This is a genomic window from Ancylobacter lacus, assembly GCF_018390635.1.
GTDB classification, from domain to species: domain Bacteria; phylum Pseudomonadota; class Alphaproteobacteria; order Rhizobiales; family Xanthobacteraceae; genus Ancylobacter; species Ancylobacter lacus.
Map to the genome: position 1 here is coordinate 70,446 of NZ_JAHBGE010000001.1, position 17,488 is coordinate 87,933.

Annotated in this window: 20 protein-coding genes; 13 read left to right on the forward strand and 7 right to left on the reverse strand. The window is 68.4% G+C overall.

The features are described 5' to 3' along the window. Nucleotide 1: 1 nt before the first annotated feature. Entirely contained in the window at nucleotides 2–571 is a 570-nt protein-coding gene (gene efp / locus KHC27_RS00365; protein WP_213333822.1) for an elongation factor P, read from the reverse strand. A 103-nt stretch (nucleotides 572–674) separates the two neighbouring features. Between efp and epmA the strand changes: the two genes are divergently transcribed. Next, nucleotides 675–1,733 carry an EF-P lysine aminoacylase EpmA gene (gene epmA / locus KHC27_RS00370; protein WP_213333824.1) on the forward strand — a complete coding sequence of 353 codons (1,059 nt, stop codon included), beginning with the start codon at nucleotides 675–677 and terminating at the stop codon, nucleotides 1,731–1,733. Between the two features lie 7 nt (nucleotides 1,734–1,740). Here epmA and KHC27_RS00375 read toward each other — a convergent pair whose 3' ends face one another. The 3 genes from KHC27_RS00375 to KHC27_RS00385 all read right to left on the reverse strand — a co-directional run bounded on the left by KHC27_RS00375 (nucleotide 1,741) and on the right by KHC27_RS00385 (nucleotide 3,697). Further along, nucleotides 1,741–2,289, reverse strand: a complete 549-nt coding sequence (locus KHC27_RS00375) for a hypothetical protein (protein ID WP_213333826.1) — start codon at nucleotides 2,287–2,289, stop codon at nucleotides 1,741–1,743. A gap of 89 nt (nucleotides 2,290–2,378) precedes the next feature. Beyond that, the gene (locus KHC27_RS00380; protein WP_213333828.1) at nucleotides 2,379–3,053 is read right to left on the reverse strand and encodes a uracil-DNA glycosylase; all 675 of its coding nucleotides are present in this window, start codon (nucleotides 3,051–3,053) and stop codon (nucleotides 2,379–2,381) included. 23 nt (nucleotides 3,054–3,076) lie between these two features. Then, the gene (locus tag KHC27_RS00385) at nucleotides 3,077–3,697 is read right to left on the reverse strand and encodes a LabA-like NYN domain-containing protein (protein WP_213333829.1); all 621 of its coding nucleotides are present in this window, start codon (nucleotides 3,695–3,697) and stop codon (nucleotides 3,077–3,079) included. A gap of 262 nt (nucleotides 3,698–3,959) precedes the next feature. On the opposite strand from KHC27_RS00385, the gene rpoZ reads away from it, so the two are divergent. The 11 genes from rpoZ to recO all read left to right on the forward strand — a co-directional run bounded on the left by rpoZ (nucleotide 3,960) and on the right by recO (nucleotide 13,218). Then, on the forward strand, nucleotides 3,960–4,352 hold the full coding sequence (gene rpoZ, locus KHC27_RS00390; RefSeq protein ID WP_213333830.1) for a DNA-directed RNA polymerase subunit omega: 393 nt from the start codon (nucleotides 3,960–3,962) through the stop codon (nucleotides 4,350–4,352). 187 nt (nucleotides 4,353–4,539) lie between these two features. Beyond that, nucleotides 4,540–6,753, forward strand: a complete 2,214-nt coding sequence (locus KHC27_RS00395; RefSeq protein ID WP_213333831.1) for a RelA/SpoT family protein — start codon at nucleotides 4,540–4,542, stop codon at nucleotides 6,751–6,753. Nucleotides 6,754–6,821: 68 nt separating this feature from the next. Further along, a complete protein-coding gene (locus tag KHC27_RS00400; RefSeq protein ID WP_213333832.1) occupies nucleotides 6,822–7,010 on the forward strand; it encodes a hypothetical protein in 189 nt (62 codons plus the stop codon). A 53-nt stretch (nucleotides 7,011–7,063) separates the two neighbouring features. Further along, nucleotides 7,064–7,900, forward strand: coding sequence for a transglutaminase-like domain-containing protein (locus tag KHC27_RS00405; RefSeq protein ID WP_213333833.1), 837 nt, complete (start codon nucleotides 7,064–7,066; stop codon nucleotides 7,898–7,900). Between the two features lie 169 nt (nucleotides 7,901–8,069). Further along, nucleotides 8,070–8,666 (forward strand): orotate phosphoribosyltransferase, encoded by a 597-nt coding sequence (pyrE, locus tag KHC27_RS00410; protein WP_213333835.1) that lies wholly within the window; start codon nucleotides 8,070–8,072, stop codon nucleotides 8,664–8,666. Beyond that, entirely contained in the window at nucleotides 8,663–9,463 is an 801-nt protein-coding gene (locus tag KHC27_RS00415; protein ID WP_213333837.1) for a pyridoxine 5'-phosphate synthase, read from the forward strand. The genes pyrE and KHC27_RS00415 overlap by 4 nt, the downstream gene beginning before the upstream one ends. An 11-nt stretch (nucleotides 9,464–9,474) precedes the next feature. Continuing rightward, complete coding sequence (acpS, locus tag KHC27_RS00420) at nucleotides 9,475–9,885, forward strand: holo-ACP synthase (protein ID WP_213333839.1); 411 nt, start codon at nucleotides 9,475–9,477, stop codon at nucleotides 9,883–9,885. A 157-nt stretch (nucleotides 9,886–10,042) separates the two neighbouring features. After that, nucleotides 10,043–10,795: a signal peptidase I gene (lepB, locus tag KHC27_RS00425; RefSeq protein WP_213333841.1), complete on the forward strand. Its 753-nt coding sequence runs from the start codon at nucleotides 10,043–10,045 to the stop codon at nucleotides 10,793–10,795. Further along, nucleotides 10,792–11,508 (forward strand): ribonuclease III, encoded by a 717-nt coding sequence (gene rnc / locus KHC27_RS00430; protein ID WP_213333843.1) that lies wholly within the window; start codon nucleotides 10,792–10,794, stop codon nucleotides 11,506–11,508. Before lepB ends, rnc begins: the two co-directional genes overlap by 4 nt. Next, on the forward strand, nucleotides 11,505–12,449 hold the full coding sequence (era, locus tag KHC27_RS00435) for a GTPase Era (protein WP_213333845.1): 945 nt from the start codon (nucleotides 11,505–11,507) through the stop codon (nucleotides 12,447–12,449). Before rnc ends, era begins: the two co-directional genes overlap by 4 nt. A 22-nt stretch (nucleotides 12,450–12,471) precedes the next feature. Further along, nucleotides 12,472–13,218 carry a DNA repair protein RecO gene (recO, locus tag KHC27_RS00440; protein WP_213333848.1) on the forward strand — a complete coding sequence of 249 codons (747 nt, stop codon included), beginning with the start codon at nucleotides 12,472–12,474 and terminating at the stop codon, nucleotides 13,216–13,218. 20 nt (nucleotides 13,219–13,238) lie between these two features. Here the strand turns inward: recO and KHC27_RS00445 are convergent, their stop codons facing one another. Beyond that, complete coding sequence (locus KHC27_RS00445) at nucleotides 13,239–13,565, reverse strand: hypothetical protein (RefSeq protein WP_213333849.1); 327 nt, start codon at nucleotides 13,563–13,565, stop codon at nucleotides 13,239–13,241. A gap of 301 nt (nucleotides 13,566–13,866) precedes the next feature. Here KHC27_RS00445 and parC point away from each other — a divergent pair, with 301 nt between their 5' ends. Then, entirely contained in the window at nucleotides 13,867–16,101 is a 2,235-nt protein-coding gene (gene parC, locus KHC27_RS00450) for a DNA topoisomerase IV subunit A (protein ID WP_213333850.1), read from the forward strand. A gap of 6 nt (nucleotides 16,102–16,107) precedes the next feature. Here the strand turns inward: parC and KHC27_RS00455 are convergent, their stop codons facing one another. Both KHC27_RS00455 and KHC27_RS00460 read right to left on the reverse strand, forming a co-directional pair. After that, on the reverse strand, nucleotides 16,108–16,857 hold the full coding sequence (locus KHC27_RS00455; RefSeq protein ID WP_213333851.1) for an arginyltransferase: 750 nt from the start codon (nucleotides 16,855–16,857) through the stop codon (nucleotides 16,108–16,110). Nucleotides 16,858–16,955: 98 nt separating this feature from the next. After that, nucleotides 16,956–17,474, reverse strand: coding sequence for an RDD family protein (locus KHC27_RS00460; protein ID WP_213333852.1), 519 nt, complete (start codon nucleotides 17,472–17,474; stop codon nucleotides 16,956–16,958). Nucleotides 17,475–17,488 lie beyond the last annotated feature (14 nt).

Consider the following 17,488-nt stretch of genomic DNA (forward strand, 5'->3'; position numbering starts at 1 on the left):
GTCAGTCCTTCGCGCGCTCGACATAGGAGCCGTCGGCGGTCATCACCACGATCCGGGTACCGACGCCGATATGGGGCGGGACGGCGGAGCGGACGCCGTTGGAGAGCACCGCCGGCTTGTAGGAGGAGGAGGCGGTCTGGCCCTTCATCGCCGGCTCGGTCTCGACCACCTCCAGCACGACGCGCTGGGGCAGCTCGATGGCGATGCCGACGCCGTCATGCATCTTCAGCATGACCTGCATGCTCTCCTGCAGGTAGGCGGCCTGGTCGCCGATCACGTCCGGGTGCACCGCCACCTGGTCGTAATTCTCCGGGTTCATGAAGTGGTAGCCCTCGCCGTCCGAATAGAGGAAGGTGTAGGGTCGGTCCTCGACATGGGCGCGCTCGACCTGCTCGGTGGTGCGGTAGCGCTCGGAGATCTTCACGCCGTCGGAAATGCGGCGCATGTCGAGCTGGGTCACCGGGGTGCCCTTGCCGGGGTGGATGTTGTCGGCGGTGAGCACGACGTAGAGCTTGCCGTCGATGTCGACCACGTTGCCCTTGCGCAGCGTGCTGGCGATGACCTTGACCATTGCGGTCCTCTGGCTGTTGGGTGCGGCCGAACGCGCGCACCGGGATTCCGTTGGCGCCTCCTATACAAGCGCACCCGCTCCGCGCCAACCCCGGAGAGCCGCCATGGCGACCGCGCCGTCCACCGATGCCTCACCGTGGTGGAGCCCGCATGTCCATGCCGACCGCCGGCCCTTTCTGCTGGGGCGGCAGCACATCGCGGCGGCGCTGCGCGGCTTCTTCGCCGCGCGGGATTTCGTCGAGGTGGAAACCCCCATCCTCCAGGTCTCGCCCGGCAACGAGACCCATCTCCACGCCTTCCGCACCGAGCTCGTCGCGCCCGACGGCACGGCGCAGCCGCGCTATCTCCACACCTCGCCGGAGTTCACCGCCAAGAAGCTGCTGGCCGCGGGTGAGCCACGCCTCTTCACCCTGGCGCGGGTGTTCCGCAATGGCGAGCGCACCGCGCTGCACCACCCGGAATTCACCATGCTGGAGTGGTACCGCGCCGGGGAGGGCTATGAGGCGCTGATGGAGGATTGCGCGGCGCTGCTGGCGGCGGCGGCCGCCACGGTCGAGGCGCGGGCGTTCAGCTTCCGCGGCCTTGCCGTCGACCCGCTGGCGCCGCCCGAGCGGCTGACGGTGGCCGAGGCATTCGAGCGCTTCGCCGGCATCGACCTGCTCGCCGGCCTCGGGCCGGGCGGGGAAACCGACCGCGACGGGCTGTGGCAGGCCGCTCGGGCCGCGGGCCTCCGCGTGGCGGACGACGATGTGTGGGCCGATGTCTTCACCCGGGTGATGGTGGAGAAGGTGGAGCCCCGGCTCGGCATCGGCCGCGCCACCATCCTGTGCGAATACCCCGTCGCGGAAGCGGCGCTGGCGCGGCCGAAGCCGGGCGACCCGCGCGTCGCCGAGCGGTTCGAGCTGTATGCCTGCGGGGTCGAGTTGGCCAATGCCTTCGGCGAGCTGACCGATGCCGCCGAGCAGCGCCGCCGCTTCGTCCGCTGGATGGACGAGAAGGAGCGGCTCTATGGCGAGCGCTACCCGATCGACGAGGATTTCCTCGCCGCGCTGGCGGCGATGCCGGAGGCCTCGGGCATCGCGCTCGGCTTCGACCGTCTGGTGATGCTGGCGACCGGCGCCAGCCGGATCGAGCAGGTGCTGTGGGCGCCGGTGGAGAGGTAGGGCGGCATCATGCCGGCCATGCTGGCCACTTCGTAATTAGGGCCATATAGTTCCAGAACATAATTCCAACTGCAAATAAAGCGCTAATTATACTTAAAAATAGAATAACAAACCACGTCCACAAAAACATAATGCTTATTTTACTATCAATTTTTTGATTTAATTGAAGTTTTTGAAGAAATTCAGATGGAGTTAAGTTATTATTTGACAATAACCGCATGTTGCGATGGAGTGTAATTCCATTAATTATCATTTTATATATTTCGAAGAAAATAAATATTGCCAGTGAAAATACAAGACTTATACCAATATAAGCATTTGTTTTTGCGTTTAAATGTTCAGAAGTATTTGACCAAGCGGTGAATGCGCCGGCATATCCGCCCGCCATGACTATCGTCGTATAAGTCGCTGCTTTATCGTAAGCTTTAGACTGCATTTCGAGCAAAAGTTCTACGGTATCGCGCTTTTGTTTTTCTTCTTTTTCATTAAGGCTCCTGCCGATAGCCTCATTGAAATGAGACGCAAGGGTCTTTCTGATTTTAGGTTGTTCGTCCATGACTAGCCCCCTGTTTTTGTTTGGCAGCAACGTTGCAGTCAGGGCCGACGATAATCGTTCGTATTGTAGAGTTACAGAGTGCTCACGCCTCACACCCCCGTATCGAGAAAGCGCCGCACGCTGGCGAACACCGCGCGGAACATCTCCGGCGTCAGCACGCCGGTGTTCGTGTTGTAGCGCGAGCAGTGGTAGCTGTCGAAAAGGGTTATCGGGCCAAGCGCGTGGCGGGCGCCGTGGGCGAATTTATAGTGCGAGAGCCGCAGCCCGTGCGCCGCCACCACCTGGTCATGGGCGATCTTGCCCAGCGCCACCACCGCCGCGAGCCGGGGCAGGGCGGCCAGCGTGCCGGAGAGGAAGGGGCGGCAGGTCTTCATCTCGTCCGTGGTCGGCTTGTTCTCCGGCGGCACGCAGCGCACCGCATTGGTGATGCGGGCCTGCGTCAGAACGAGGCTGTCGTCGGGCCGGGCCTCGAACCGGCCGGTGGCGAAGCCGAAGTCGAGCAGGGTCTGGTAGAGCAGCTCGCCGGCATAGTCGCCGGTGAAGGGGCGCCCGGTGCGGTTGGCGCCGCGCAGCCCCGGCGCCAGCCCGACGATGAGCAGGCGTGCGTCGCTCGGCCCGAAGGAGGGCACCGGCGCGTTGTGCCAGCCCGGCTCCTGCGCCCGCCAGTGCGCGCGGAAGCCGGCGAGGCGGGGGCAGAGCGGGCAGTCGCGCGGGGGCTCGGCGCCGGCGGCCGGCGCGGTCGATGGAGCGCGCATGGGTGACATCGGCTTTCGGAATGCGGGGGCGTTCAGCCCTCGGGCAGGTCGTCCGGGGCGGCGGCCGGCGGCGGGTTGCGGCGTTCGAGGAAGCGCGGCGTCTCCTGCATGCGGCCGGAACGCTCGCCGGGGTCGCGGCCGATGCGGGCCTGAAGCTCCACCAGGTCGATGAAGGCGTCGGCCTGCCGGCGCAGGTCGTCGGAAATCATCGGCGGCTGGGTGTTCACGGTCGAGACGACGCTCACCCGCACGCCCTTGCGCTGGATCGCCTCGACCAGCGAGCGGAAATCGCCATCGCCGGAGAAGATCACGATGTGGTCGACATGGGCGGCCAGCTCCATCGCGTTCACCGCCAGCTCGATGTCCATGTTGCCGCGGATGCGCCGGCGCCCCTGGCTGTCGGTGAACTCCCGCGCCGGCTTGGTCACGACCGAATAGCCGTTGTAATCCAGCCAGTCGAGCAGCGGGCGGATGGAGGAGTATTCGGTGTCTTCCACCAGTGTGGTGTAATAGAATGCACGCAATACATAGCCGCGCGACTGGAATTCCTTCAGAAGCCGCTTGTAATCTATGTCGAAACCCAGCGATTTGGTCGCGGAGTAGAGATTGGCGCCGTCGATGAAAAGCGCGGTCTTTTCCATAGTGCTGGCCATGACAGGCAATACCCGGCAGTGTCGAAAAAATCAGGGGGCACGTTCGCGTGCGTAACAACGGACATCATCCTAACACAGCGCATTTATGGCGCGTAGAAGGCACCCCCCCGGTTTTCCTGAGCCGGCGATCTTTTCCCCATCCCCTTCCGTCAGCCGGCTTTGCCCGGGCGGCGGCGGGTCCGGCGCGGGGTGCCGGCTTGCTCTCCGGCCCGGCTTGGTCTATGGGAGCCGGTGAATCCCCAAAATCCAGGAGTGCCGAGGCATGGCTCGCGTTACCGTCGAGGATTGCATCGACAAGGTCGACAACCGCTTCGAACTCGTTCTGCTCGCCGGCCATCGCGCCCGGATGATCTCGTCCGGCCAGCCGATCACCGTCGACCGCGACAATGACAAGAACCCCGTGGTGGCCCTTCGCGAGATCGCCGAGGAGACCATCTCCCCGGAGGATCTGAAGGAAGACCTCATCCACTCCCTGCAGAAGTTCACCGAGGTGGACGAGCCGGAGCCGGAGACGGTGCCGATGATCGCCTCCAGCAGCTCGGAAGGCGGCGGCGACGATTCCGACGTCATGCTCGACCGCATGACCGAGGAAGAGCTTCTCGCCGGCCTCCAGGGCCTCGTCCCGCCCGAGCCGAGCGACGAGGACGAGGGCTGATCCCCTCTCCCGATCCGAACCCGACGGCCCGGCCCATGCCGGGCCGTTTTCGTTTCCGGCCCAAGGCCCTGTCGCGGCGACGTGTTTTGCCGCAGCGCGGTGATACGCCGCTTGCACCCGCGCGCCCGGCAGACGATATCTAGCATTCGGGGCCGGCGTCCGGCCCTTCTCGCGGGTGTGATCTGTCATGATGCGGCAGTACGAGCTCGTCGAGCGCGTCCGCCGGTACAACCCGAACACCGACGAAGCGCTGCTCGACCGGGCCTATGTCTATGCGATGCGTGCGCATGGCACGCAGACCCGCGCCTCCGGCGACCCGTATTTCTCGCACCCGCTCGAAGTCGCCGCGATCCTCACCGACCTCAAGCTCGACGACGCCACCATCGTGGCGGCGCTGCTGCACGACACGATCGAGGACACCGACGCCACCCGCGAGGAGATCGAGACCCGGTTCGGCAAGCAGATCGCCGCCCTCGTCGAGGGCCTGACCAAGATCAAGAAGCTCGACCTCGTCTCGCGCCAGGCCAAGCAGGCCGAGAACCTGCGCAAGCTGCTGCTCGCCATCGCCGACGATGTGCGGGTGCTGCTGGTCAAGCTCGCCGACCGGCTCCACAACATGCGCACCCTCAAATGGGTGCCGGAGGAAAAGCGCAGCCGCGTCGCCCAGGAGACGCTGGACATCTACGCCCCGCTCGCCGGCCGCATGGGCATGCAGGACATGCGCGAGGAGCTGGAGGACCTCTCCTTCCGCCAGCTCTCCACCGAGGCCTACAACTCCATCCTCGCCCGGCTGCAGGCGCTGAAGGACAGCAGCGGCAAGGTGCTCTCCGCCATCGAGCGCGAGCTGGCGGAGGCGCTGGCGCAGAAGGGCGTCACCGCGCAGGTGAAGGGACGGGAGAAGCGGCCCTATTCCATCTGGCGCAAGATGGAGCAGAAGTCGGTCGCCTTCGAGCAGCTGTCCGACATCTACGGCTTCCGCATCATCGTCGAGGACACCGCCCAGTGCTACGCCGCACTCGGCGTGGTGCACACCAAGTGGCCGGTGGTGCCGGGCCGCTTCAAAGACTACATCTCCACCCCCAAGCAGAACGACTACCGTTCCATCCACACCACCGTGGTCGGCCCCGGCCGGCAGCGGGTGGAGCTGCAGATCCGTTCGCGCAAGATGCACGAGATCGCCGAATACGGCATCGCCGCCCACGCGATCTACAAGGACGGCGCCAGCGCCACCGAGGACCTGCTCACCCGCGATTCCAGCGCCTATGCCTGGCTTCGCCGCACCATCGAGCTGCTGGCGGAGGGCTCCAGCCCCGAGGAGTTCCTCGAACACACCAAGCTGGAGCTGTTCCACGACCAGGTGTTCTGCTTCACCCCCAAGGGCCGGCTGATCGCGCTGCCGCGCCGCGCCACGCCGATCGACTTCGCCTATGCCGTGCACACCGACGTCGGCAACATGGCGATCGGCGCCAAGATCAACGGCAAGGTCTCCCCGCTGGTCTCCGAGCTTCACAATGGCGACGAGGTCGAGATCATCACCTCGCCGGCGCAGACCCCGCCGGCGGCGTGGGAATCGATCGTCGTCACCGGCAAGGCCCGCGCCGCCATCCGCCGCGCCACCCGGGTCGCGGTGCGGGCGCAATACGCCGCGCTGGGCCGCAAGATCGCCGAGCGCGCCTTCGCCCGCGCCGGCAAGCCGTTTTCCGAGGAGAAGCTCGCCGGCGCGCTGAACCGGCTCGCCCGCGCCTCGCTGGAGGATGTCTATGCCGGCGTCGGGCGCGGCGAGATCCGGCCCGACGACGTCATCAAGGCGCTGCACCCGGAATGGTCCGGCGCCCGCCCGCCGGAGGAGCGCGCCGCCGCCCCGCGCGGCGAGGGCTGGTTCGAGCTGAAGCGCGGCCAGAGCCTGAAGTTCAAGATCCCCGGCATCGAGGCGGAGGCCGACCCCGCCACCGCGATCCCGATCCGCGGGCTCAACGGCGAGCTGCCGGTGCGTTTCGCGCCCAATGGCGGGGCGGTGCCGGGCGACCGCATCGTCGGCATCCTCTCGCCGGGGGAGGGGATAACGGTGTACCCCATCCAGTCCCCGGCGCTGCAGGACTTCGAGGAGGAGCCGGAGCGCTGGCTCGACGTCCGCTGGGACATCGACGAGGAGAGCCCGCAGCGCTTCCCCGCCCAGATCGTGGTCACCGCCACCAACGAGCCCGGCTCGCTGGCGCAGATCGCCCAGGTGATCGGCGAGCGGGACGGCAACATCGCCAATCTCAGGATGTCCTCACGCTCGGCCGACTTCACCCGCATGGTGATCGACGTCGAGGTCTATGACCTGCGCCACCTCAACGGCATCCTCGCCGATCTGCGTGCGCGCCCTGTGGTGTCGAGCGTCGAGCGCCTCAACGCCTGATCGCGGCCTCGCGGAACTTTTGCGCCCGATGCGGCTTTGTTCCCCCTGAAACACGGGAGACGACACCCATGCGCGCCGAATTCCTCGCCAGTTTCTACCGCCTCGCCGCCGGCAGCCTGCGTGAGGCCTGCGGCCGGGTTCTGCGCAACCCGGGGGTGGAGGCGGAAGGCAAGGTGGCGCGCCTGTCGGGACAGGCCGGGCTGGCCTGCCTGCGGGCGCGTTCCGGCGGCGCCCGGCTGCTCCGTCGCCCGGCCTGACACGCGGCCCCGGGGATTCGCCGGGCTCACCCACCAGCTCAAGGACATGCCCGATGCGCATCCGCTTCGGCTTCCGGCTGGCGCTTGACTGCGCGCAGCCCACGCCCGCCCAGTTCCTCGTCGACATTCATCCCTCGCGCCGCCGCGACGTCCTTCAGGAAGGCGCGCTCGGCCTGCAGCCGCCGGCCCCGGTGCGCACCCACACCGACGGGTTCGGAAACGTCGTGCGCCGGCTCACCCTGCCGGCGGGGCGCACCGTGATCGAACGGGACGGCATCATCCGCGACAGCGGCCTGCCTGACCCGGTGGAGCCGGCGGCGCGGCAGACCCCGGTGGCCGATCTGCCGCCGGACGCCATGCCGTTCCTGCTGCCGAGCCGCTATGTCGAATCCGACCTGGTCGGCGGTGAGGCGTGGCGGCTGTTCGGCCATGTGCCGGAAGGCTGGGCGCGGGTGCAGGCGATCTGCGACTATGTCCACCAGCGCATCGCTTTCGGCTATCACCACGCCGACAACACCCGCACGGCGTGGCGCAGCCTCAGCGAAGGCCGGGGCGTGTGCCGCGACTTCGCCCATCTCGCCATCGCGCTGTGCCGGGCCATGAACATTCCCGCGCGCTACTGCACCGGTTATCTCGGCGATATCGGCGTGCCGCGCGACCCCGCGCCGATGGATTTCAGCGCGTGGTTCGAGGCCTATCTCGACGGCCGGTGGTACAGCTTCGACGCCCGCCACAATGTGCCCCGCATCGGACGCGTGGTGATCGCCCGCGGCCGGGATGCCGCGGATGTCGCCATCGTCAGCACCTTCGGGCCGCACATGCTGACGCATTTCGAGGTCTGGACCGACGAACTGGCGGAGGAAGCGCCGACGGCCCTCGCCGCGGAATGACACGGGCAGGGGCGACAGCCGGCCGGTGACGCGGCCGGGGCTCGCCGGCAGGAGGTGAGGGGACGAGCGGCGTGCCGCAGGCCGGGCCTCGGGACCGGCGACGGTGACGTTGGCCGGCGGATCGGCTATCACGGCCGCCGGACCCATGCACCAGCCCACTGGACGCGACATGACGCAGGACGAGGTTATGGAGGAGTTCCGGTCCGCCGGCGCCCTCCTCGAAGGCCACTTCATTCTTTCTTCCGGTCTGCGCAGCCCGGTCTTCCTGCAGAAGATGTTCATCTTCCAGGATCCGGCGCGCACCGAGACGCTGTGCCGGGCACTGGCCCAGAAGGCGCAGGCCCGCTTCGGCACCATCGACTATGTCGTCTCTCCCGCCGTCGGCGGCATCGTGCCGGGCTATGAGACCGCGCGCCATCTCGGCGCCAAGGCGATCTTCGTCGAGCGCGAGGACGGCAGGTTCGCGCTGCGTCGCGGCTTCGCCATTCCCGAGGGCGCCCGCGTGCTGATGGTGGAGGACATCGTCACCACCGGCCTGTCGTCGCGCGAATGCCTCGCCGCCATCGCGGAACATCCCGGCCATGTGGTGGGCGCCGCCTGCCTGATCGACCGCTCCGGCGGCAAGGCCGATCTCGGCGTGCCGCTGGTCTCGCTGGCCCAGCTCGATATCCCGACCTATGCCCCCGACAACCTGCCGCCCGAGCTCGCCGCCCTGCCGCCGGTGAAGCCCGGCAGCCGCGGCCTCAAGTCCGGCGCCCCGGCATGAGCGCGCCGGTGCCGGTGGTTTCGCCGATCCGGCTCGGCGTGAATATCGACCATGTCGCCACCCTGCGGAACGCGCGCGGCGGCCTCCTTCCCGATCCGGTACGGGCGGCGGCGCTTGCGGTCGCGGGCGGCGCCGACGGGATCACCGCCCATCTGCGCGAGGACCGCCGCCACATCCGCGATGCCGACATGGCCCGGCTGAAGGCCGAGCTGTCGGTGCCGCTGAATTTTGAAATGGCCGCCACCGACGAGATGGTGGCGATCGCCCTCGCCATCGCGCCCCATGCCTGCTGCCTCGTGCCGGAGCGGCGCGAGGAGCGCACCACGGAAGGCGGGCTCGACGTGGTGGGCGGCGGCGCGGCTCTTCGCGGCCATATCGGCCGGCTGGCGGAGGCCGGCATACGGGTGTCGCTGTTCATCGCCCCCGATCCCGCGCAGGTCGCGGCCGCCGCTGAATCGGGCGCGGCGGTAATCGAGCTTCACACCGGAGCCTGGTGCGATCTCCTCGCCGCGGGCGAGGGCGCCGCCGCGGAGGCGGAGCTGCGCCGGCTGGTCGTCGCGGCCGAGCAGGCCGCCGGCCTCGGCCTCGAAATCCATGCCGGCCACGGGCTCGATTACGCCACCGCGCAGGCCATGGCGGCGCTGCCGCAGGTGCGGGAGCTGAACATCGGCCACTTCCTGGTCGGCGAGGCGGTGTTCGAAGGGCTTGAGACCGCCGTGCGGCGCATGCGCGCGGCGATGGCCCAGGGCCGGGCGGTGCTGCGCGGCCGGCTCGCCGCCAGCCACGCCGCGGCGTGAGGGGAGGACGCATGATCCTTGGAATCGGCTCCGACATCATCGATGCGCGACGGATCGCCGAGACGCTGGAGCGCCACGGCGAGCGCTTTCTGGAGCGGGTCTTCACCCCGGTGGAGCGGGCGAAGTCCGACCGGCGGGTGAAGCGGGCGGAGAGCTACGCCAAGCGCTTCGCCGCCAAGGAGGCCTGCTCCAAGGCGTTGGGCACGGGGCTCTCCCACGGTGTGTTCTGGCGCGACATGGGGGTGGTGAACCTGCCCTCCGGCCGGCCGACCCTGGCGCTCACCGGCGGGGCGGCGGCCCGGCTGGCGGCGATGACGCCGGAGGGCTTCGAGGCGCGGATCGACCTCACCATCACCGATGACGGCCCGATGGCGCAAGCCTTCGTCATCATCAGCGCGGTGCCCAAGACGGACGCATCCTGAGGCGTCACCTGCCTCATGACTATGCGGCAGCTAGCGGTTTCGTGAGTTGGGCGCGTTGCCGCATCGGTGGCGAGCGGTTATACGAGCCTCCTTCGCGGGCCACTGCGGGCGCCATGCCCGCCCGGCCCGACAGACCCGGCGGCCAGCGGAACACGACATGTCATCGACCACGGAACCGAAAAAGGAAGGCGGCATCGGCGAGACGGTGCGCGTCATCATCCACGCGTTCCTCATCGCCATCGTCATCCGCACCTTCCTGTTCCAGCCCTTCAACATCCCCTCGGGATCGATGAAGGAGACGCTGCTGGTGGGTGACTACCTGTTCGTCTCGAAGTTCAGCTATGGCTACAGCCGCTTCTCCCTTCCGCTCTCGCCGCCGCTGTTCGACGGCCGCATCCTCGGCTCGACCCCCAACCGCGGCGACGTGGTGGTGTTCAAGCTGCCGCGCGACGAGGAGACGGACTACATCAAGCGGGTGATCGGCCTGCCGGGCGACCAGATCCAGATGATCGACGGCGTGCTCCACATCAACGGGCAGGCGGTGCAGCGCGAGCCGGCCGGCGAATGGCTCGACGAAGAGGGCGGCGGCCGCTCCGAGAAGGTGAAGCGCTGGCGCGAGACCCTGCCCAACGGCGTGAGCTACTACACGCTCGATCTGGTCGACAACGGCTTCTACGACAACACCCCGGTCTACACCGTGCCGCCCAACCACTATTTCATGATGGGCGACAACCGCGACAATTCCACCGACAGTCGCGTGCTCAGCCAGGTCGGCTACGTGCCCTATGACAACCTCATCGGCCGGGCCCAGCTCATCTTCTTCTCGGTGAAGGAAGGCGATGCGGCGTGGCAGTTCTGGAAGTGGCCGTGGACGCTGCGCTGGGACCGCTTCTTCACGCTGGTCCGATGACGCGCGCCGCACGCGGCACCGACCATGCCGACCTCGCCCGGCTCGAGGAGCAGCTCGGCCACGCCTTCGCCGATCGCGGCCTGCTGGCGCTGGCGCTGACCCACATCAGCGCGGTGACCGCGCGGCCCGGCCAGCCGGTGCGGCTGCGCTCCTACCAGCGGCTCGAATTCCTCGGCGACCACGTGCTGGGGATGATCATCTCCGACATGCTCTACCGCGCCTGTCCCGATGCGGAGGAGGGCGAGCTGTCCCGCCGCCTCGCGGAACTCGTCTGCGAGGAGGCCTGCGCCGAGGTTGCGGTGGCGATGGGGCTCGGCCCCTTCCTGCGGCTTGGGGCGGGGGAGGACCGCGCCGGCGGCCGCGAGCGCCGCGCCATCCTCGCCGACGTCGCCGAATCGGTGCTCGCCGCGCTTTATCTCGATGCCGGCTACGCCGCCGCCGAGAAACTGGTTGAGCGGTTCTGGCGCCCGCGCTTTGCCGCGCTGCGCGGCCAGCGCCGCGACCCGAAGACCGCGGTGCAGGAATGGGCGCAGGCCCGCGGCCTGCCGCCGCCGGTCTACCGGCTGGTCGAGCGCAGCGGACCCGACCACAGCCCGCACTTCCGCATCGCCGTCGAGCTTCCCGGCCACGAACCGGTGGAAGGTGTCGGCAGTTCCAAGCAGAATGCCCAGAAGGCGGCGGCCTCCGCCTTCCTCGAACGAGTGATTTCATGACCGACAAAGACCCGTCCCCCGCGGCGGAACCGGCGGGCGCGCCGGACGAGGTGACGCGCTGCGGCTTCGTCGCGCTGATCGGCGCGCCCAACGCCGGCAAGTCGACCCTCACCAACGCGCTGGTGGGCTCCAAGGTGTCGATCGTCTCGCACAAGGTGCAGACGACGCGCTCGCTGGTGCGTGGCATCGCGCTGGAAGGGGCGACGCAGATCGTGCTGGTGGACACGCCCGGCATCTTTGCGCCGAAGCGCCGGCTCGAGAAGGCGATGGTGCGCTCCGCCTGGGGCGGCGCCGGCGATGCCGACGCGGTGGTGCTGCTGGTGGATGCCCGGGTCGGCATCACCGAGGATGTCGAGGCCATCCTGCGCGGGCTGGCCGATGTGCGCCGGCCGCGCGCCATCGTGCTGAACAAGATCGACCTGGTGAAGCGCGAGAACCTGCTCGCCCTCGCCGCCGAGGTGGCCGACAAGGTGAGCTTCGACAAGCTGTTCATGATCTCGGCGCTGGAAGGCGACGGGCTGAAGGAGCTGCGCGGCTGGCTGGCGGGGCTGCTGCCGCTCGGGCCCTGGCTCTACCCCGAGGACCAGATCTCCGACGCGCCGATGCGGATGCTGGCGGCCGAGATCACCCGCGAGAAGCTGTTCCACCGGCTCCACGAGGAACTGCCCTACCGCTCCACGGTGGAGACCGATTCCTGGAAGGAGCTGCCGGACGGCTCCGCCCGCATCGAGCAGACCATCTTCGTCGAGCGCGAGAGCCAGCGGAAGATCGTGCTGGGCAAGGGCGGCGAGACCATCAAGGCCATCTCCACCGCCGCGCGCAAGGAAATCGCGGAGATTCTCGAACAGAAGGTGCATCTCTTCCTGTTCGTGAAGGTGCGCGAGAACTGGTCGGACGACCCCGAGCGCTACCGCGAGATGGGGCTCGAATTCCCGGACTGACGGAGTACGCCGCGGCGCGCGCATGGAATGGACCGACGAGGGCATCATCCTGGGGCTGCGCCGCCACGGCGAGGGCAACGCCATCGTCGAGCTGATGACCGCCGGCCATGGCCGCCATCTCGGCCTGGTGCGCGGGGGCGGCTCGCGCCGGCAGGCGGCCGGGCTGCAGCCGGGCAATGCGGTGCGCGCGGTGTGGCGGGCGCGGATCGACGGCCAGCTCGGCGCCTACACGCTGGAGACCACGGCCGCCCGGGCCGACCGGCTGATGGCCAGCGCCTGTGCTTCCTATGCCTTCGCCCATCTCGCCGCGCTGCTGCGCCTGCTGCCGGAGCGCGACCCCCATCCCGGCCTTCACGCCGTGCTGGAGGCGATGATGGAGCTGCTCGACGCGCCGGAGCCGGCGGCGATGCTGGTCGCGCGCTTCGAGCTGCTGATGCTGGCGGAGCTTGGCTTCGGGCTGGAGCTCGATCGCTGCGCGGCGACGGGCGGGCGCAATGATCTGCGCTTCGTCTCGCCGAAATCCGGCCGGGCGGTGAGCGGGGAGGCGGCCGGCCCCTGGCGCGACCAGCTCTTCGCGCTGCCGTTCTTCCTGGTGGGGGACGTGGCGGAGCCACCGGACCGGGCGGAGATCGACGCCGCCTATGACCTCACCGGCTTCTTCCTGCGCCGGCGGGTGCTGGAGCCGCGCGGAATCGGCATGCCCGATTCCCGCGCGGCGTTTCTGGCGGCGCTGGCGCGGAGCGGGAAACTCCGCGCCCCGCGCCCCTGAGGGTCGGGCGCCCTCAGGGCTCAATAGATGCGGTAGCGATAGGCGCGGTCGCGGTAGTAGTAGCCGTTGTTCCAATAGCGCGGGCCGCGGTAGGAGCCGGCATAGGGCCGTGGGGGGCCGACCCAGACGCGGTTGCAGTCGCGCACCCATACCCGCATTCCGCCGCGCCACACCGGGCGGCGCTGGCAGACCGTGCGCCACGCCACCGGCTCGGCCAGCGGCACCGAGGCGGCGGAGCCGCGGACCGCCGCGCCGGCGGCAGAGAGCGGGATGGCGGAGGCCGGGCCGGCCGCGGCAAAAAGCCCAATGGCGGCAGCACCGATCGCAGCGACGACAAGGTTCTTCATGGAATCCTCCTGATCGAATGATCCGACCGGAAACACTGTGGCGTGGGATTTCGTTCCGATAATGAAGAATGTCGCCCGTTTCTGCCGCAAGACTGAACAAGCATTCAGAGATGTGATCGGCTCGAGCGGATCTGTCCATGGCCGCGGCAGCCCGGCACCGTCTGTACGACAAATGGTGTTTTATTACTGCATTATCATTACGGTAATTTAATCCGCGGATATAACGGGCCGTCGCGGCGCGGGCGGGGACGGTGCGTGTTCCTGACTTGTTCTTATCGTGCGAAGGCTGTACCGAGGGGCCATGGGAGAACGTCCGATTCCGCCGGGAGGCGGCACCATCGAGCCCGTGGGGCTGAAGGCGGCGCTCGAGGAGCGCTACCTCGCCTATGCGCTGTCGACCATCATGCACCGGGCGCTGCCCGACGCGCGGGATGGGCTGAAGCCGGTCCACCGCCGCATTCTCTACGGCATGCGGCTGCTGCGGCTCGACCCCGGCACCCCGTTCAAGAAGTCGGCGAAGATCGTCGGCGACGTCATGGGCACGTTCCATCCCCATGGCGACCAGGCGATCTACGACGCGCTGGTGCGGCTGGCGCAGGACTTCTCCCAGCGCTACCCCCTCGTGGACGGCCAGGGCAATTTCGGCAATATCGACGGCGACAATGCCGCCGCCCACCGCTACACCGAAGCCCGGATGACCGAGGTCGCCCGGCTGATGCTGGACGGCATCGACGAGGACGCGGTCGCCTTCCGCCCGAACTACGACGGCCAGTCGGAAGAGCCGGCCGTGCTGCCGGGCGCGTTCCCGAACCTGCTCGCCAACGGCTCCACCGGCATCGCCGTGGGCATGGCGACCTCGATTCCCCCTCACAACGCCGCCGAGCTGATCGACGCCGCGCTGCACCTGATCGACCACCGCGACGCCACCACCGACCAGCTCATGGCCTTCGTGAAGGGCCCCGACTTTCCCACCGGCGGCGTCATCATCGACCCGCCCTCGGCGATCGCGGATGCCTATGCCACCGGCCGCGGCGGTTTCCGCCTGCGCGCCCGCTGGCACAAGGAGGATACCGGGCGCGGCTCCTATGTCGTGGTGGTGACCGAGATTCCCTATTCGGTGCCGAAATCGCGCCTCGTCGAGAAGATCGCGGACCTGCTCAACGAGAAGAAGCTGCCGCTGCTCGCCGATGTGCGCGACGAATCGGCGGAGGATGTGCGCCTCGTGCTGGAGCCGCGTGCCCGCACGGTCGACGCCGAGCTGATGATGGAAAGCCTCTTCAAGCTCACCGAGCTGGAGATCCGGTTTCCTCTCAACATGAACGTGCTGGTCGGCGGCCAGGTGCCGAAGATCGTCAGCCTCGGCGAGGCGCTGCTGGAATGGCTGGACCACCGCCGCGACGTGCTGCAGCGCCGCTCGCGCCATCGGCTCGCCGAGATCGAGCACCGGCTCGAGGTGCTGGGCGGCTACCTCATCGCCTATCTCAACCTCGACGAGGTCATCCGCATCATCCGCGAGGAGGACGAGCCCAAGCCGGTGCTGATGGCGACCTTCGCCCTGTCCGACGTGCAGGCCGAGGCCATTCTCAACATGCGGCTGCGCTCGCTGCGCAAGCTGGAGGAGTTCGAGATCCGCAAGGAGCACGACCGCCTCTCGGCCGAGAAGGACGGGCTGGTGGCGCTGCTGGGCTCCGACGCCCGGCAGTGGCAGGCGATCGCCGGCCAGCTCGCCGAGGTGCGCCGGCAGTTCGGCCCCGACACCGCGGTCGGGCGTCGCCGCACCGGCTTCGGCGAGGCCGCCGCCCACGACGCCGACGCGGTGAGCGAGGCGCTGGTCGAGCGCGAGCCGATCACCGTGGTGGTGTCTCAAAAGGGTTGGATCCGGGCGCTGAAGGGCCATGTCGCCGACCTCGGCAACCTTGCCTTCAAGGCCGATGACGGGCTGAAGCACGCCTTCTTCGCCGAGACCACCTCCAAGCTTCTGGTCTTCGCCACCAATGGCCGGTTCTACACGCTCGACGCCGCGAAACTGCCGGGCGGGCGCGGCCATGGCGAGCCGATCCGGCTGTCGATCGACCTCGAACAGGAGGCCGACATCGTCGACGTCTTCCCCTATCAGGGCGGCCGCCGGCTGCTGGTGGCGGCGAAGGAGGGGCGCGGCTTCGTCGTCTCCGAGGACGAGGTGCTGGGCACCACCCGCAAGGGCAAGCAGGTGCTCGGTGTCGACGGGCAGGAGGCCTGCGCCGTGGTGCCGGCCCAGGGCGACACCGTCGCGGTGATCGGCGAGAACCGCCGGCTGCTGCTGTTCCCGCTGCTCCAGGTGCCGGAGATGGTGCGCGGGCGCGGGGTGCGGCTGCAGCGCTACAAGGACGGCGCGATGTCGGACGTGAAGGTGTTCACCCTCGCCGACGGCCTGACCTGGGTCGACACCTCCGGCCGGACCTGGACCGTAACAGAACTGACGGAATGGCTGGCCGAGCGCGCCACCGCGGGCCGCCTCCCGCCCAAGGGCTTCCCGCGCAACAACCGCTTCGGGTGAGGGCGGCTATTCCTCCACCCGCTGCCAGCCATGGGGGGCGAGGCGTTCCTGGGGCATGAAGCGGCGCTTGTAGTCCATCTTGGCCGAGCCATCGACCCAATAGCCGAGATAGACATAGGGCAGGCCCAGCGCGCGGGCCTTCTCGATGTGGTCGAGGATCATGAAGGTGCCGAGCGAGCGGGCCGGCGCCTCGGGCTCGTAGAACGAATAGACCATCGACAGGCCGTCGGCGAGCACGTCGGTCAGGGCGACGCCGAACAGCGGGCCCTGACCGCGGCCGTGGATCGCGGAGTCGGGGCCGCGCCGGCGGTATTCGATCAGCCGGGTGCGGACATGGCTGTCCTCGATCATCATGGCGTAGTCCAGCACCGTCATGTCGGCCATGCCGCCGTCGCCGTGGCGGCTGTCGAGATAGGCCCGGAACAGCGAATACTGCTCGGCCGTAGGCACGGCGGCGCGGATGTCGCCGATGAGGTCGGCATTGGTGTGCCGCACCCGGCGGAAGCTGCGGCCCTCGACGAAATCCTCCACCACGATCCGCACCGAGACGCAGGCCCGGCAGAACTCGCAGGCCGGCCGATAGGCGATCGACTGCGAGCGGCGGAAGCCGCCATGGGTCAGCACGTCGTTGAGATGGGTTGCCCGCTCGCCCACCAGATGGGTGAACACCTTCCGCTCCTCGCGCCCGGGGAGATAGGGGCACGGGGAGGGGGCGGTGAGATAGAACTGGGGCGTGTCGCGGGGATGTTCGGTCACGGCACTGTCATCGCGTCGGGTCCTACAGGATCGCGCGGGCGGGGCCGCTCGTCAAAGCCTCCGGCGCCGCCGCTGGAAATCGTGATCGCCGACCGCCGTCAGCGGTAGCGGCGCAGCGCCGCGGCCCGCGCCTCGCCATTCACCACCACGGTGCCGAGGAGAAGGTCGTGCAGCATCCGGCGGCGGCCGTTGAACAGCGGCACCAGCAGCACCAGCGGCGTCAGCACGCTGACCGAGACCCAGTAGAGCACCACGCTCATCACCGCGAGCAGGCTGTACATCGGGGCGCCGTACCACAGCCGCATCTCGATATCGACCGCCCGCATGCCCACGGTGGCCGAGCGCGGCCCGCCCAGCGTCAGCCCGGTATAGATCAGCGCCCAGAGCAGGAAGGCCGGGCTCAGCAGCCCGAACAGGAACCAGCCGACCCCGAGCGTCACCAGTCCCAGCACGAAGATCACCACCGCCGCGAAGCCGATCGGGGCGCAGATGATGACGAGGTCGATGAGGAACGCCAGGAAGCGTCGGCCGAGCACGCCGCGGAAATATTCCGGGTGGATCCGCGGGTCATAGGCGTAGGGCTTGTCGGCATCGTCGGCGCGACCGTAAGCGGCCATGGCAGGCTCCTGTT

Bases quoted from the DNA above. Each gene is read 5' to 3' on its own strand.
- acpS (WP_213333839.1), top strand. From the start codon at position 9,475: ATGATCCTTGGAATCGGCTCCGACATCATCGATGCGCGACGGATCGCC.
- rnc (WP_213333843.1), top strand. From the start codon at position 10,792: ATGACGCGCGCCGCACGCGGCACCGACCATGCCGACCTCGCCCGGCTC.
- rpoZ (WP_213333830.1), top strand. From the start codon at position 3,960: ATGGCTCGCGTTACCGTCGAGGATTGCATCGACAAGGTCGACAACCGC.
- recO (WP_213333848.1), top strand. From the start codon at position 12,472: ATGGAATGGACCGACGAGGGCATCATCCTGGGGCTGCGCCGCCACGGC.
- KHC27_RS00395 (WP_213333831.1), top strand. From the start codon at position 4,540: ATGATGCGGCAGTACGAGCTCGTCGAGCGCGTCCGCCGGTACAACCCG.
- lepB (WP_213333841.1), top strand. From the start codon at position 10,043: ATGTCATCGACCACGGAACCGAAAAAGGAAGGCGGCATCGGCGAGACG.
- era (WP_213333845.1), top strand. From the start codon at position 11,505: ATGACCGACAAAGACCCGTCCCCCGCGGCGGAACCGGCGGGCGCGCCG.
- KHC27_RS00405 (WP_213333833.1), top strand. From the start codon at position 7,064: ATGCGCATCCGCTTCGGCTTCCGGCTGGCGCTTGACTGCGCGCAGCCC.
- KHC27_RS00375 (WP_213333826.1), bottom strand. From the start codon at position 2,289: ATGGACGAACAACCTAAAATCAGAAAGACCCTTGCGTCTCATTTCAAT.
- KHC27_RS00380 (WP_213333828.1), bottom strand. From the start codon at position 3,053: ATGTCACCCATGCGCGCTCCATCGACCGCGCCGGCCGCCGGCGCCGAG.
- pyrE (WP_213333835.1), top strand. From the start codon at position 8,070: ATGACGCAGGACGAGGTTATGGAGGAGTTCCGGTCCGCCGGCGCCCTC.
- KHC27_RS00400 (WP_213333832.1), top strand. From the start codon at position 6,822: ATGCGCGCCGAATTCCTCGCCAGTTTCTACCGCCTCGCCGCCGGCAGC.
- efp (WP_213333822.1), bottom strand. From the start codon at position 571: ATGGTCAAGGTCATCGCCAGCACGCTGCGCAAGGGCAACGTGGTCGAC.
- KHC27_RS00385 (WP_213333829.1), bottom strand. From the start codon at position 3,697: ATGGCCAGCACTATGGAAAAGACCGCGCTTTTCATCGACGGCGCCAAT.
- epmA (WP_213333824.1), top strand. From the start codon at position 675: ATGGCGACCGCGCCGTCCACCGATGCCTCACCGTGGTGGAGCCCGCAT.
- parC (WP_213333850.1), top strand. From the start codon at position 13,867: ATGGGAGAACGTCCGATTCCGCCGGGAGGCGGCACCATCGAGCCCGTG.
- KHC27_RS00445 (WP_213333849.1), bottom strand. From the start codon at position 13,565: ATGAAGAACCTTGTCGTCGCTGCGATCGGTGCTGCCGCCATTGGGCTT.
- KHC27_RS00415 (WP_213333837.1), top strand. From the start codon at position 8,663: ATGAGCGCGCCGGTGCCGGTGGTTTCGCCGATCCGGCTCGGCGTGAAT.
- KHC27_RS00460 (WP_213333852.1), bottom strand. From the start codon at position 17,474: ATGGCCGCTTACGGTCGCGCCGACGATGCCGACAAGCCCTACGCCTAT.